Annotated in this window: 9 protein-coding genes and 3 pseudogenes; all 12 read right to left on the bottom strand. The window is 43.0% G+C overall.

The features are described from left to right. Positions 1 to 86 precede the first annotated feature (86 nt). A complete protein-coding gene (nrdD, locus tag L2744_RS09845; RefSeq protein ID WP_376711942.1) occupies positions 87 to 1,349 on the bottom strand; it encodes an anaerobic ribonucleoside-triphosphate reductase in 1,263 nt (420 codons plus the stop codon). Further along, the gene (gene nrdG / locus L2744_RS09840) at positions 1,336 to 1,815 is read right to left on the bottom strand and encodes an anaerobic ribonucleoside-triphosphate reductase activating protein (RefSeq protein WP_248991743.1); all 480 of its coding nucleotides are present in this window, start codon (positions 1,813 to 1,815) and stop codon (positions 1,336 to 1,338) included. Before nrdG ends, nrdD begins: the two co-directional genes overlap by 14 nt. Before the next feature lie 177 nt (positions 1,816 to 1,992). Further along, positions 1,993 to 2,916, bottom strand: a pseudogene (locus tag L2744_RS09835) (IS5 family transposase). A 142-nt stretch (positions 2,917 to 3,058) separates the two neighbouring features. Continuing rightward, positions 3,059 to 3,445 (bottom strand): putative zinc-binding protein, encoded by a 387-nt coding sequence (locus tag L2744_RS09830; protein WP_248991742.1) that lies wholly within the window; start codon positions 3,443 to 3,445, stop codon positions 3,059 to 3,061. Between the two features lie 76 nt (positions 3,446 to 3,521). Next, the gene (locus L2744_RS09825) at positions 3,522 to 6,185 is read right to left on the bottom strand and encodes a nitrate/nitrite transporter (protein WP_248991741.1); all 2,664 of its coding nucleotides are present in this window, start codon (positions 6,183 to 6,185) and stop codon (positions 3,522 to 3,524) included. A 59-nt stretch (positions 6,186 to 6,244) separates the two neighbouring features. Next, a complete protein-coding gene (locus tag L2744_RS09820) occupies positions 6,245 to 7,009 on the bottom strand; it encodes a peptidylprolyl isomerase (RefSeq protein ID WP_248991740.1) in 765 nt (254 codons plus the stop codon). A gap of 72 nt (positions 7,010 to 7,081) precedes the next feature. Then, a complete protein-coding gene (narI, locus tag L2744_RS09815; RefSeq protein WP_248991739.1) occupies positions 7,082 to 7,771 on the bottom strand; it encodes a respiratory nitrate reductase subunit gamma in 690 nt (229 codons plus the stop codon). Positions 7,772 to 7,782: 11 nt separating this feature from the next. After that, complete coding sequence (gene narJ, locus L2744_RS09810; RefSeq protein WP_248991738.1) at positions 7,783 to 8,505, bottom strand: nitrate reductase molybdenum cofactor assembly chaperone; 723 nt, start codon at positions 8,503 to 8,505, stop codon at positions 7,783 to 7,785. A gap of 2 nt (positions 8,506 to 8,507) precedes the next feature. Then, positions 8,508 to 10,043 carry a nitrate reductase subunit beta gene (gene narH / locus L2744_RS09805; protein WP_076500136.1) on the bottom strand — a complete coding sequence of 512 codons (1,536 nt, stop codon included), beginning with the start codon at positions 10,041 to 10,043 and terminating at the stop codon, positions 8,508 to 8,510. 21 nt (positions 10,044 to 10,064) lie between these two features. Beyond that, positions 10,065 to 13,781 carry a nitrate reductase subunit alpha gene (locus L2744_RS09800; protein ID WP_248991737.1) on the bottom strand — a complete coding sequence of 1,239 codons (3,717 nt, stop codon included), beginning with the start codon at positions 13,779 to 13,781 and terminating at the stop codon, positions 10,065 to 10,067. Between the two features lie 818 nt (positions 13,782 to 14,599). Continuing rightward, positions 14,600 to 15,541: pseudogene (locus L2744_RS09795) on the bottom strand (sigma 54-interacting transcriptional regulator); the annotation flags it as partial. A gap of 134 nt (positions 15,542 to 15,675) precedes the next feature. Further along, positions 15,676 to 15,941 (bottom strand): annotated as a pseudogene (locus tag L2744_RS09790) (ISAs1 family transposase); the annotation flags it as partial. Positions 15,942 to 16,106 lie beyond the last annotated feature (165 nt).

Genomic DNA, 16,106 nt, shown 5'->3' with positions numbered 1-16,106 from the left:
CAAGTGTTCAAACAGTGACATAGGGAATAGGTCGTTAGCATAACATGCTTGCTCTGATCCTGTTTAAGCCTAAAAGTTTCCGTTAGTTAACAAAGTATGATCCCGCCCTGCACAAAACGTTGATAATCGCTATTAGTATCGGCGACTAAACCTATAAATTCAGCGGCCTCTACCATGCCATTAATACCAATAGTCATAAATTGTTTATCAAGGGAAATAAACCCTGCTGTATATACGGGTAGCATACCATTGGCTAATTGCTCCTCCATTAATTTTCGATAGGCTATTTGATAAAGTTGCACCTTTTCAACTTCAATTTTAAGATCTCGTTTATCTTGGATTAATCGGTTCATATTAATGGTAATAACATTAATTGAACCGGTCGCGACGCCGCCTGCACCTAAGCTGTAGGAGAATGTATGATCGCTTATTGCATTACGTAAACGACAGCATGAGGCTAAAGAGTCAGCATTTTTGGACTGATAAATAAAAAATGCACCGCCTTCACTCATGTTTTGGGCGCAAACATGGGCAAACTCAGTATCTTTAACTTTATCATCAGCGGTTAACATTGCGGCAGTGATCACCGGGAAAGTTAAAATTGCTTTATTTCGTTCTTGATTAAACCAATCGAGAAAAAAGACTTGTAATTGTTTTAAGGAGTGCCAATCGGGTGGGGTAAAGTCAGAAAATACAAATTGTCCAAACATGGCTTCAAAATAATATTGATCATAAAGAGAGATGTTCCAAAATACACTTTGGTATCCTCTTGCTGCTGCAGGCTGATTTAACGCATAAACAACGTGTTGCAGATGATTCTCTATCGCGTTTTTATTTTTGTTCAGATAATCATCACCAAAATCTTTACGGGCAAAGTAATCGAAATACATTAAAAATTCGACAGTAGCAATTGCGCCTGCAAATTGTGCGCTGATGGCAAAAACCAGATTAACAAAGCTACCGCAGAAGGACTCTAAATGTTTCGGGGCTTGTGACTCACCCCCTAATTGAGTTAATCCGCTGAGTAAAAATGGATACATTGAAATTGAAGCACAATAGGGTTTTAAACTGGTTTCATCGTGAACATAAATTTCATGTTCTGTTATTTGTCGAACATATTCCACTGCTAAATCCGCACCATGTAATTCGGTTATTTTTTGTTTCATTAATTCACGATTGATGTCGATGAAATAATCTTTCATTAACTCAGTTTCTAAGGTGGCGATATTTTTATGGGTCACATTCGCATTAGCGTCTAAATGAGAGGCATCAGCAGCATTATTTGATTGTTGATATTGTTTAATAAAAGCTAATTTTTGTTGTAATTGTTGTGGGTTAAGATATGGCATGGTGATGTTCCCTAAATTTAAAGTTGAGTACGTTTCCCGTTGCTATTTCAATAAAGCATTGATTGGTTTTTTCTGTTTCTAATCCTCCCTGATTTGGTCGCCAGGCTCCCGTTTTGAGATAATCCAATTGTGCAATCAGATGATGTGATACCTTGGTTTTTCCAGTGTAAAGACAGGTTTTAAAACCATGTTTTTTTGCCAGTGATAACTTGTCGAGTAATGCAGGGGTGTTCCATTCGCCACCAAAAAATAAAACACAACTCACCAGACCCTGATAGCGTATTAAATAATGTTGAAAACTATCATTATTTAACTGAATACCCGTTTCTGGATCCCAAGTATCTTGGCTATGACACCCTTGGCAACGTAGTGGGCAGCCGGTGATGGTAAATGCTAACGACACCTCATCAGGAACCTCTTGAAAACAGATCTGTGGTGCAAAGCTATTAAATTTCGATATTACCATATCTTGTGCCTATTTGCTTGTTATGCACTATATATTGTGTTTTATGATATCGATATAGACAAATAAAAGTTTGATCAAGATCAAACTATTGAGGATTATTGTGATGGGGTTAATCTTGGAGGGGGCTTTGTTTCCTAAATCGAGTCAGCGAACAAAACTCTCATCATTGTTCAAATATCAAGCTACACAGTGGGTTTCAGGCATACCTAGCCCAGTAAGCTTGTTCAAAGTCCTAATCATCGCGTAAGTTTCTCCCACCTGAGCGTTATAATTCCGCATGCTTAACGTGCCTCCTAGCAGTTGTTTTATCCTGTACATGGCGGTTTCTGAGATTGAACGGCGATGATAACCATACCGTTTTTTCTACTGCTTATTTGAGCCATGGAGCTGTTGCCAACTGACGGCTAAGTTTCGTGGATGCCCTTGTTCCCATAGCGTAGCACCTTCCCTAGGTGGAATGAGCACTAAAGCGCGTTTTCGACGAACGGCTTCGTGACAGGCTTTCGTGTCGTAAGCACCATCACCCGAGATATTGCGGATTTTTCGATGGGTTTGCTTAAGTAAATTGGGCATCACTTCAGCGTCTGTGACACCTGATAAACTGAGTTCTGCGGCAATAATTTCATGGCTATGTGTATCTACAGCAATATGTAGTTTACGCCACACTCGGCGCTTTCCATCTGTACCATGTTTCTTCACTTTCCACTCACCTTCGCCATAGACCTTCAAGCCTGTCGAGTCGATAGCTAAGTGCTTAATGGCGCCGCGAGTCTTGGTTTTAAAAGCAATATTGACCGTTTTCGCGCGTTTACTGATACAGGTGTAATGCGGGCAAGATAATGGGATGTCACCCAGTTTAAACACCGAATTGATGAAGCCTTGTAAGGCTCGCAGTGGCATAGAGAAAATACGCTTAACCATCAACGCAGTGGTAATGGCTAAGTCGCTAAACACTTGAGGGCGACCTTTCTTGGGCTGCTCGACCTTGGCTTTCCACTTAGTAATTGCATCCTCATCGATCCATAAGGTAAGTGAACCGCGGTTGATTAAGGCTTGGTTGTATTGCTTCCAGTTGGTTGTTTTATAGCGAGGTTTTGACACGGTTGATGGGTAAGTTGATAGGCGATGCCGATCAGATCTGCGGCTACGGTTTTAGTTCAACCTATTTAGGAAACAAAGCCACTTGGAGGAATGAAATCGTTAACACCGGTGAATGGCTGCTGCAGTGTAAATGATGGTTAAATTAATTAAGTTTACATCGAGGGATATTAATAATTTTTTGATGGATATGCTGTAATAAACGATAACTATCTGCGAGATTGCAATCTATTTTCTCTTGTTTTTTATAGCCTAATTGAGTGAGTTCTATGTGCCAGGTGGGCACAATTTGCTGTAATGCTAAACTATTTTTAACGCAATTGAGCTTACAACCATCAAGTGCCAATATGGGGCGGCCAGATTTGGCCAGTCTGACAATGGATTTTATATTTCCACCAACGCCAGCGATACATGACATTTGCATAACGCCAGAACGATCAAGGGTCAGTGCGGCATCATTAGCTAATTGTGCGACATTTGAGCAGCCAGAACAGGCATAAACCAAGGGTTTATTCGTCGATAATTTTGTCATGTTGGCACCTTTGTAAAAAGTGAATGTAGATTGTAGGCACCCCAAATCGGCGTACCTACAACTATTTAGCTAACAGTTAGCAAGGGATTTCGGCGTCACGCCTAGCGTAAAACCACCAAGTGATCACCACACAACTGGCGTAAAACAGGATAAATCCATAGAGCGCGAAATCTACTGCTCCAGTTAAGTTCATTGCGGTGCCATAGGATTTAGGGATAAAGAATCCCCCATATGCAGCAATGGCAGAAATAAAGCCTAATACCGCTGCGGACTCTCGGTTTCCTTCAATTTCTGCTTGTTTTTCCATGCCTTTACCTAATGCTTTTTGCCTAAGGGTTAAAAACATCACTGGCACCATACGGAACGTTGAGCCATTACCAATGCCTGTGGTGATAAAGAGTAAAACAAACATGCCGAAGAAACCGCCAAAATTACCCGCAATACCGTTATGTGGTAAGAAATACAGCACACCGACAACGCCCATCGCCATAAAGAAAAAGTTCCATAGTGTCACTTGAGCACCGCCAAATTTATCGGCTAGTTTACCGCCGACAGGCCTGGCTAAAGCGCCTGCAAGCGGGCCGATAAAAGCAAACTTAACGGGGTCGACATCTGGGAATAACATACCCGATAACAATGGGAAACCTGCGGCAAAACCAATAAAGCTGCCGAAAGTACCTAAATAAAGCCAGCACATCAGCCAAGTATGATGACGTTTAAAGACAACGGCTTGTTCCTTGAATGAAGATTTAGCATCAGTAATATCATTCATGCCAAACCACGCCGCAATGGAGCCAATAATGATAAATGGCACCCAGATAAACGCCGCATTTTGCAGCCACACCGAATGTGTTTCACTGTTTTGCAGTACGAGGGTGAGGGGCTCACCTTCTAAACCGCCAAACACACTGGCAGATATCACTAAAGGGGCAATCAATTGCATGCCTGATACGCCTAAGTTACCCAGCCCGGCATTAAGCCCTAGTGCAGTACCTTTTTCGGCTCTAGGATAGAAAAAGCTAATGTTTGCCATACTCGATGAGAAGTTAGCACCACCTAAACCACAGAGCAAGGCTAAAATCAGCATGATGAGGTAGGGGGTTTCGATATTTTGCAACGCAAAACCCATCCATAAACAAGGGATTAAAAGTGATGCGGTTGACAAGGCTGTCCAACGGCGGCCACCGAATATGGGGATCATAAAACCATAGAAAATTCGCAGTGTAGCACCCGATAATGCGGGTAGCGCAGCCAACCAAAACAGTTCATTTGGGCTGTAGTTAAAGCCTAATGTCGGCATTTTAACCACCATAATGCTCCAAATAGACCATACAGCAAACGCAAGGAAGAGGTTTGGTATAGAGATCCATAAATTGCGTGTGGCAATTTTTTTACCTTTAGTGTCCCAGAATTGTTTATTTTCAGGTTGCCAATCGTTAAGCACAAAGGCGTCGGGTGTGGTCATTTCGGGTAAGTTTTTTACCGTTTGACCACTGGCCCATTCCATTCTCTCGGCTCGGCGAATTGAATAATGCATCCATATTAATGAGATAGAACTAATGGCAAATAACAGCATGAAACAGCTTTGCCAGATGCCAATAACATCATTGAGCATCCCAAATGTGACGGGTAGTAAGAAGCCGCCAATACCGCCGACCATACTCACAAGGCCGCCAACCACGCCGACATTATTCGGGAAATAAGTAGGTATATGCTTAAATACAGCCGCTTTACCCAAAGACATGAAAAAACCTAAGATAAAAATGAGTAATACAAAAACAGGTAAAGAAAGGTGGAAGTTAAATTCAAAAATGTGTTCAACTCCTTTAACACTGTAGTGGGTTGGAGGATAACTGAGTAAAAAGGTACAGATAGTACTGATGCCTAATGTCCAATACATGATGTGACGTGCACCGTATTTATCGGACCAAAACCCACCTAAAATACGAAATAAAGAACCAGGTATAATGTAAAATGAGGTAAGAATACCTGCTGTTACTAATGAAACATCATAAACATTAATAAGGTAGTGAGGTAACCATAGGGCTAGTGCTACAAAGGCGCCAAACACGAAAAAATAATATAATGCGAAGCGCCAAATACGAATGTCGTTTAGTAAGCTTAATTGTTCACTGAATTTTGGGGGGGTGAAATTGTTTAATCGGCGGGGTTCTGTCTTGGCAAAAACTAAATATAGCGTTGCTGAAATCGCAATGATCAATGCATAAATTTGAGCGGTTTCTTGCCAACTGAAGTACTTTAATAAAAAAGGTGCCCCAAAGGTTGTTAGCGCAGCCCCCACGTTGCCTGCACCAAAGACGCCGAGTGCCGTGCCTTGTTTTTGTGTTTCAAACCAAGACACAACATAGGTCGCACCGACAATAAAGCCGCCGCCAGCTAAACCCAAGCCAATACCTGCTACTAATAGCATATCGTAACTATTAGCAAGGCTGAGCATGTACGTCGACATGGCGGCAATATACATTAGCACACTGAATACAAGACGTCCGCCCCATCGTTCGGTAAACATCCCTAGGGCAATACGACTTAAGGAGCCGCTTAAGATTGGAATAGCCATTAATAACGCCATTTGCGTATCGCTTAAGGCTAAATCCGTTTTTATTTTGATCCCTAAAATTGAAAAAATAGTCCAAATGGCAAAACAGAGTGTGAAAGCTGCGGTGGTCAGCCACAATGCGCGGTATTGTCCGCTTTTAATGTGTAGCGGTAGACTACTCATTTGAAAACTCCGACAGATGATCAAAGTGTAATGTTAGAAAACATAATATTTTTAATGATTTATTGCAGCAATTGCTCACTCTTGGTTTCAAAATCAAAACCTTCTATATTGGCTTCATTTATCAGCATTTGGATATATTGGGCGATGGCTTTTTGACGCACTTTTTCATTAAGGTATAAGTTAATCTTGTCGCTTACTGCTTCAAATGGGAGGGGATTACCTGCAATCTTGTGTTTAATATCGACAATATGAAATCCATAGCGGCTTTCTATCGGATAGGGCTGTAGACCTATTTCAGCGGTTAATAGTTGTCGCTCAAACTCCGGCACGGTTTGCCCACGGCTGAGCTGACCTAAACTTCCACCTACGGATTTTGAAGGGCACGCAGAAAACTCCTGTGCTAAAGCGGCAAAATTGGCTTTTTGATGTAATTGTTCAATCAGTTGCTCAGCGATGAGCTTGCCCTCTGCTCTGGCTTTTAAGTCATCGGGCGCTGCGGCAATCATGATATGGTTAGCCTCAACCAGTGGTGAGGTCGTAAAGCGATGTGGGTTTTGCTCAAAATACTGTAAACATTCTTCGGGAGTCGCTTGCGGAATAGGCACCTCAGATTCAATGAGTTGTTCTAAATAATCCTCTTTACTACCCATCTCATCATTGGATCGAGATAACGATAATGCTTTTGCGCGCTGAAGAAGCAATTCGCCAATGATTAAACTCTGAGCGGCTTCTAACATCGCTTTACGTTGGGTTGGGGCTGGGAAATACTGCATTTCACTGAGAACTTGCTCTTCGGTAATGCTGGCTTGGTTGACTGTGATCATAATTTGGCTCTCTATAGAATAAATGCGGGCAAGGAAATATCCCCTGATAAGCTAATATCAGGGGATTTAACACTAACGACCAACTTTACGACGAACAATTTGTGGTGCACGTGTCAGGTACTGCAGTGGTGCACTGAGCATGTGAACCAAGCGGCTGAATGGGAAGACCACAAACAGCGTCATACCCAGAATGACGTGCAATTTGAAAACGATATTTACATCGCTAATGGCTTCAACGGCGGCAACACTATTAAAGGTCATAATGTTTTGTGCCCAAGCCATTAACTTAAGCATTTCAGCGCCATCTAAGTGTCCGCCAGATACCGGAATAGAAATAAGTCCGAGGATCAATTGTCCATAGAGCATTAAGAGGATGATGATATCCATCTTTTTGCTAGTGGCGCGAACTCGATGGTTCATTAGGCGACGACGGATCAAAATGGTTAATCCCACAAAGCAAATCACCCCAAATAATCCACCCGCACCCATGGCAAGTAACTGCTTAAACTCGGCAGTTACGCCCAGCGCGTGCCAAACGGCTAATGGTGTAAGTAACCCCACAAAATGACCAAAGAAAATCCCGATCACCCCAACGTGAAATAATACGCTACCAATATGCAGTTGGCGTTTTTCCAGCATTTGGCTGGAGCTCGCTTTCCACGTGTATTGTTCACGGTCATAGCGGATCCAGCTGCCGATGAACATCACCGCCATGGCGATATAGGGGTAGATGCCAAAGGCAAATATAGAAAAATGGCTCATCAATGGTCTCCTTACAACCGTTGACTATTGCTTTTAGGCTGCAATAGTTCGGTATTGAGTGGAATATGTTGGTCTCGACGCTGCGCTTCACTGGGTTTATTAGTGCTATTGCAGCCCGTTTGCGCGTTGTCCATAAAGCTCACCATTTCTTCTTCCCACACTTTATCGAGCTCTTTGGGGGTATTGTCGGGTTGTTCGTCAATGATTTGTTCACGTAAATCTTTAAGATCGACATCAACCTTGCTTAAGCTCAATAGTGCATGGAGTAAATTGGCATAATTTGATTGGTGCTTTTCAAGTCTGCATGCCAGTAGCGCTAAAATCGGCGCCACTTCTTCTAACCCATAACGGCCATTTTCGCTGCCTTGGGTTGACATAAACTCAAGATATAGCGGGATATAATCAGGCAATTCTTTAGCACTAATCTCGAGTCCTGCTTGGTGATATTGATCTAAAAGGTTGACCATGGCTTGCCCGCGGTCACGGGATTCACCGTGAACATGTTCAAATAACAGCAAGGACAATGAACGTCCTCGCTCGAATAAGCCGTCATATTCGGCTTGCCAGTCCATGGTATCCATCACAAAACGCTCGGCGATAAACTGCAGCACAAGGGCTTGATGGGCGGCATCAAGTTCAGATCCTGTGACAATGGACTCTAACTCCGCCCGCGCTACAAGCAGTTCAGCACGCGGGTAATCGAGTAGTATTGAAATAACACTCAGTACTTTCATATTTACTTCTCCAATGTGACAGGAATAACTTGGCGTACGCCGGTCGCTTTGCTGCCAAATAAATTGACGCCGTTGTTACCATCGCCACAGCCATTACCAAAACTAAAGCCGCAACTACTTTTCATGTCGTAGGCATTTTCTGCGTAGGCTTTATGGCTCGTTGGTACCACGAATCTGTCTTCGTAGTTAGCGATGGCCATGTAGCGATACATTTCTTCGACCTCTACTGCGGTGAGGCCAACTTGCTTTAGCACCTCTAAGTCCTCAACTTTGTCGACCTGTTGTGAGCGTTTATAGGCACGCATCGCAATCATGCGCTCAAGTGCGCGCTCAACCGGTTTTTCATCGCCAGCAGTTAACAGGTTTGCAAGGTAACGTAGCGGGATGCGTAATGATTTCAGATCGGGAATTTCACCGTTCATGCCGACATGACCTGCTTCTACTGCCGTTTGGATTGGCGATAGTGGCGGTACGTACCAAACCATAGGTAAGGTGCGGTATTCAGGGTGTAAAGGCAGGGCGACTTTCCAGTCGATTGCCATTTTGTATACCGGTGAGCGCTGGGCTGCAGTGATCCAGTTATCACTGATGCCTTCTTTACGCGCTGCTTCAATTACAGCCGGATCGTTAGGATCGAGGAAAACATCGAGCTGTGCTTGGTACAGATCTTTTTCGTTAGGGGTATTTGCCGCAATTTCAATTTGATCGGCGTCGTACAGTAATACGCCCAGATAGCGGATACGACCTACGCAGGTTTCAGAGCAAACCGTAGGTTGACCCGCTTCAATACGAGGGAAACAGAAGGTACATTTTTCTGATTTACCTGATTTCCAGTTGAAGTAGATTTTTTTGTAGGGGCAGGCAGAAACACACATTCGCCAGCCGCGGCATTTATCTTGGTCAATCAGTACGATACCGTCTTCTTCACGCTTGTAGATCGAGCCTGAAGGGCAAGATGCAACGCATGCTGGGTTTAAGCAGTGCTCACACAGGCGAGGTAAATACATCATGAAGGTTTTTTCAAATTGACCATAAATGTCTTTTTGAATCACATTATCGAAGTTGATGTCTTTTTTACGCTTTTCGAACTCAGTACCGAGAATTTCTTCCCAGTTTGGACCCCATTCAATTTTCTCCATACGCTGACCTGTGATCAGCGAGCGGGGTCTAGCAACCGGTTGATGCTGGCTATCAGGCGCTGTGTGTAAATACTCGTAGTCAAAATCAAAGGGTTCGTAGTAGTCGTCAATTTCAGGTAAATCAGGGTTAGCAAAAATTTTTGCTAACAATCTGATTTTGCCACCGATTTTGAGTTCTAACTTACCGGCGTCAGTGCGTTTCCAGCCGCCGTTCCATTTCTTTTGGTTTTCCCATTCTTTTGGAAAACCAATACCCGGTTTAGTTTCTACGTTGTTGAACCACGCGTACTCAACACCTTCGCGTGAGGTCCAAACGTTTTTACACGTGATGGAGCAAGTGTGGCAACCGATGCATTTATCTAAATTTAGCACCATGCCGATTTGGGCTCTAACTTTCATATTGTATTCCTCGCTCCACGCTTATTTAGTATCTAACCAGTCGACGTTGTGCATTTTGCGTACAACAACAAATTCGTCGCGGTTACAACCGACAGTGCCGTAATAGTTAAAACCATAGGATTGCTGTGCATAGGCGCCAATCATATGAGTGGGTTTCATCACTGCGCGGGTGACTGAGTTATGAATACCGCCACGGGTGCCGGTCATTTCTGACCCTGGTATGTTTACGATACGTTCTTGGGCGTGGTACATCATGCTCATGCCTTCTGGCACTCGTTGTGATACCACAGCGCGGCACGCAATAGCCCCGTTTACGTTGAAGACTTCAATCCAATCGTTATCTTCAATACCGGCAGTTTTAGCATCAATTTCACTCATCCACACGATAGGGCCGCCGCGCGATAAAGTGAGCATCAACAGGTTGTCGGAGTAAGTGCTATGAATGCCCCATTTTTGATGTGGGGTGATCCAGTTCAGAACAATTTCTTTATTGCCGTTAGGCTTTTTGTTCAACACTGGAGCAACGGTTTTTAAGTTAATGGGCGGTTTATAGGCACAGAGCTGCTCGCCAAAGTCACGCATCCACTGGTGATCTTGGTAAAACTGTTGACGGCCAGTAATGGTGCGCCACGGTATCTGCTCATGTACGTTGGTATAGCCCGCGTTATAGGACACATGCTCATCTTCTAAACCAGACCAAGTCGGTGAGGAGATGATTTTACGCGGCTGGGCAACAATATCGCGCCAACGAATTTTTTCATCCTCTTTGGGTTTGGCTAAGTGGGTGTGATCTATGCCAGTCATCTCGCCCAATGCTTCCCATGCTTTAACGGCAACTTGACCATTGGTTTCAGGGGCGAGTGTGAGGATCATTTCGCAGGCATCAATGGCAGTATCTAGCTTTGCCATGCCTTTGTTGATGCCTTCTGTGGTATGGGTATAGTTGAGTTGAGTTAATAACTTAACTTCATCTTTGGTGTCCCAACTAATGCCTTTACCGCCATTGCCGATTTTTTCAAGTAGAGGGCCTACCGAGGTAAAGCGGGCGTAGGTATTAGGGTAGTCGCGCTCAACTACGGTTAAATGCGGCATGGTTTTACCCGGAATAGCCTCACATTCGCCTTTCCACCATGCTTTAACATCATAGGGTTGAGCTAATTCAGCTGGGGTATCGTGGTGCATTGGAATGGTCACCAGATCTTGTTCTACCCCTAAGTGCCCCACACACACGCGGGAAAACTCTTTTGCTATGCCTTTAAATATTTCCCAGTCAGAACGGGCTTCCCATACTGGATCGATTGCCGCTGATAAAGGATGAATAAACGGATGCATATCCGAGGTATTCATATCATCCTTTTCATACCAAGTTGCAGTAGGTAAAACGATATCTGAATATAAACAAGTGGTTGACATACGGAAATCTAAGGTAACCCATAAGTCGACCTTGCCTTCGGCGCCTTCATCTTTCCATTCGACGTCTTCAGGTTTATTGCCGCCAAAATCACCAAGATCTTTACCCAGTAATCCATGCTTAGTGCCGAGGAAGTGGCGCAACATGTATTCGTGGCCTTTGCCGGATGAGCCCAGCAGGTTAGAGCGCCAAATGAACATATTACGTGGGAAGTTTTTCGGATCGTCCGGCTGTTCACAGGCAAATTTTAGATCGCCGGTTTTCAGTTGTGATACCACGTAGTTTTCAACGGTTTGCCCAGCCGCTTTAGCACTCGCTGACAAATGCAGTGGGTTAGTGCTTAATTGTGGCGCAGAGGGTAACCAGCCCATACGTTCAGCACGGCTATTGAAATCGATAATGCTGCCAGTCCAGTTTTCTTTTGGCGCGAGCGGCGAAATGATTTCAGACATGTTCAATTTTTCATAACGCCACTGGCTAGAGTGGTTATAGAAGAATGAGGTGCCGTTCATGTGACGTGGTGGGCGCTGCCAGTCAAGTGCAAACGCCAGCGGTGTCCAACCCGTTTGTGGACGAAGTTTTTCTTGCCCTACATAGTGAGCCCAGCCACCGCCAGATTGACCGATACAACCACACATCATTAGCATGTTAATGAGGCCGCGGTAGTTCATGTCCATGTGATACCAGTGGTTTAGCGCCGCGCCCACAATCACCATAGAGCGGCCATTGGTTTTATCCGCATTACGCGCAAATTCAGTGGCAACACGGATAACATCGGCGCGTTTTACACCTGTGATCACTTCTTGCCAAGCTGGCGTGTAGGGCACGTTATCGTCAAACGAGCTAGCACGATTGCTGTCGTTAACGCCGTTATCCACACCATAATGCGCGAGCATTAAGTCAAATACACTAGCGACTTTTGCCTGCTTACCGTTGGCAAGCGTAATGGTTTTAACGGGTACATTACGCAGCTGAATATCACTGTGATCAGTGTGTTGAAAGTATTGATATTCGTGCGGTGCTCCGCCAAAGTAAGGGAAAGCGACTTCAGTCAGTTCAGCATCTTGATCTTTAAGGGATAATAAAAGATCAATGTCACCTTTACTGTCTTTTGATTCTAAGTTCCATCTGCCCTTTTCACCCCAACGATAACCGATAGAACCGTTAGGGCTGGTCAAATTTCCGTCACTATTTAGCGCTATGGTCTTCCAATCGGGATTATTTACTTCACCCAGATTATCGATTAGATCGGCTGCCCGTAGGAAACGTCCGCTGGTGAGGTGACCATTACACTCTTCAAGCATGACTAACATGGGCATATCGGTGTAGCGTTTGGCGTAATTAATGAAATACGTGCTAGGTGTATTGACGTAAAACTCTCTTAAAATCACATGACCAAAGGCCATAGCCAAGGCTGCATCGGTTCCTTGGCGTGGTGCTAACCAAGTATCGCCAAACTTAGATGCTTCGGAATAATCGGAAGTAATAACGCAGGTTTTGGTGCCCTTGTAACGAACTTCGCTTAAGAAGTGGGCATCGGGAGTACGGGTTTGCGGTACATTAGAGCCCCAAACAATAATGTAATTTGAATTATACCAATCTGCGGATTCTGGGACGTCGGTCTGTTCCCCCCACACCTGAGGTGAAGCTGGTGGTAAATCGCAATACCAATCATAGAAACTGAGACAGTTTCCGCCTATTAATGATAAGTAACGTGCACCTGCGGCATAAGACACCATCGACATGGCTGGAATAGGTGAGAAACCCGATACGCGATCTGGACCATATTCTTTCGTGGTATAAACGTTAGATGCCGCAATGATTTCATTCACTTCATCCCAACTTGCACGGATGAATCCTCCTAATCCTCGGCGTTCTTTGTAACTTTTGGCTTTAACCGGATCGCTCACAATCGAAGCCCATGCATCGACAGGATCAGCATGTTGTTGCTTAGCTTCGCGCCATAGTTTCATTAATTGTTGACGAACTTTAGGGTATTTAAGGCGGTTAGCGCTGTAGATATACCATGAATAGCTAGCCCCCCTTGGGCAGCCTCTAGGTTCATGGTTAGGTAAGTCTGGTCGAGTGCGTGGATAATCGGTTTGTTGGGTCTCCCAAGTGACTAGGCCATTCTTAACATAAATTTTCCAACTACAGGAGCCGGTACAGTTTACTCCGTGGGTAGAACGGACAATTTTATCGTGTTGCCAACGTTGACTATAACCCTGTTCCCAACTTCTATCCTTATCAGTTGTAATGCCATGCCCATCTGCAAAGGGTTCTTGGTGGGTTTTAAAAAAACGCAATTTATCGAGTAAGTGGCTCATTATATTTATAGACTCCTGATACGACATTGCTAACAACCTCGAATGTTGTACTACACAGCATTAATTGATGGTTGCTTCGTGGTATTTACTTGACAGCTGTTCTTAATTCTTATGAAGAGGTTAGATGCTAATCAGTCTGTATGGAGTAGGAGCACGCAATGTTGATCGCGATCAATAAATTACCACTTATGTGACAAATATCTCTTTAGGGTGGGGTGGTGGAGGTGTTATTTAAAAATACTATAACAATTTACATTTGTTTATTTTTTGATTTTGAAAATGATAAATTCAATTTTATCATACGGTTATTTAGATTTGTGCTTGGAATGTATTTCCTTCTTTGGAGTAAAGACCAAGATGTGTTTAATGTTGAATACTTAATTAGAGGTATGATAAGAAGATGTGTGCTTACTGAACACGGTTGGACATGATTTTTTTTAGATAACTGATTAAGTATTAAACTAGTAATCAGTATGGAATATATCAAAATCTGTTAAACAGTAATTAGTCATCTATTTTGATTTGATTGAAATAATTTATAATAACAATGATATGTTTTACAAAGACGTTTAGTGTTTTAAATAGTACATAAAGTCAATTATTGGATATAAAAAAGCTAACCATACCAAAAAATAACTCAAAAAATTAATAGTTCAAGATTAAATAATTTATTTTTCACTAAAATAATTAGCTTATTTTAAGCTCAGGCGTTTCATTAAACGGTGTAAATTTCCCGGATTGACTTTCAGTTGCTTAGCAGTTGCACTCAAGTTTTCATTGTTTTCTAAGTAGGTGTTTTGCACCAGTTGGGTCAGGAATAGATCTATGGCGTCTTTTAGTCCGAGTTGTTGGTACTTGGTACAAAGTGACAGCTCACCTATCTCATCTAAAAATAGGGTGCTATTATCCGCCAGCTCAAATTTACCTTTACGATTACTTATTGCTCCAGTAAAGGCCCCTTTTACATGTCCAAATAGCTCACTTTCTGCTACTGATTCAGGAAGTGCTGCACAATTCAGATAAATTAGCGGTTTTTTTGAACGACAGGATTGGGCATGGAGTGCTGTCGCTACAAGCTCTTTACCTACACCCGTTTCACCCATAATGAGTACTGATAGCTCTGTATCAGCGACTGCATCAATTTGTGATTTGAGCTCCCGCATTGGTAGAGATTGACCAATCATATCTCCTTGCTGATTTAATTTGCGAGACAGTGTTTGGGTATTTGTATTAACCCCTGAAGTTCTTTCAAGTTGTTCCATTAGTAAGGCTGTATTTAGGCTACCTGCTGCCAATGCACTTACTATTCGAAGATCGTCATTTTTTAAGTTTTTAAACTGAGTGGGGTCAAAAGCATCGATAGTCACTGCTCCTATCAGACGTCCTTCCAACATAAGTGGCAAACCTATACAAGAGTGTACTTTTAGATCCCCCTCACGGTTGGGGATAAGGCCGTCATATGGGTCGGGTAAATCACTATCAGAAGGGAAACGAACAATATCTCCCGCTCTTGCTATAGCCTCAAAACGAGGATGTTGGTTAACATTAAACCGACGTCCAAGTACGTCAGCACTCAGACCATTAGTTGCCAATGGGACAAACTGTTGGTTACTGTAAAGTAATAGAGCGGAAGCATCGCATTTTAGTGTTTGTCTGATGGTAGAAAGTAACCTATCGAACCTGTCTTGATCGGAAATACCGGAGGTAATATCTAACGCAACTTGTATCCACTCATTTCCAATCTGGTTGGTAACCATCATTTAAATCCTGATGAATTGTTTATATGACAATAACCTTATCATAAAGATAATTATTCTTCTTTATGCAAGATAATCTAATAAATTATTGAATTAATTTATTAAAATAAAACCGATTCTAGATAAAATGGCTTCATTCAAGCTTTTTCTGCTTCGGTGGAATACTCTGCCCTGAGTGATATTTGTTGAAGCATTGCCGAGTTTTCAGCCCCATAATTTTGATAGATCTGGCAGCTATCTTCTTTCATTGATGCATCTAACATTCAGTGGAAACTGTTCTCAATTTCCCAATGGGAACGAATTGAGTAGGCGAGCGCTTGCTCATCTCAAGTTTGGCTGAACTGAGGTAGTAGCGTTAGGTCGATGTTGCCTTTCCTTTTCCCTGCCAATAACTCAAACACATACTTGAGTGGACTTTTATTAAGCCAAATACCGAGTTTATGAAACCTTTCTTTACCCGTAAAAGGAGATTTAACAGGCCTTTGAGCTGTTTAAATTGCCGTGTTGCAGTACAGGCATTCCCAGCCGAGAGCATCATGATATGCACATTAGCATGAAAATTGTCATT

This window comes from Shewanella profunda (genome assembly GCF_023283765.1).
GTDB lineage: Bacteria > Pseudomonadota > Gammaproteobacteria > Enterobacterales > Shewanellaceae > Shewanella > Shewanella profunda.
The sequence above is the reverse complement of the archived record's forward strand: the minus strand, read 5'-3'. Positions and strand labels throughout refer to the sequence as shown.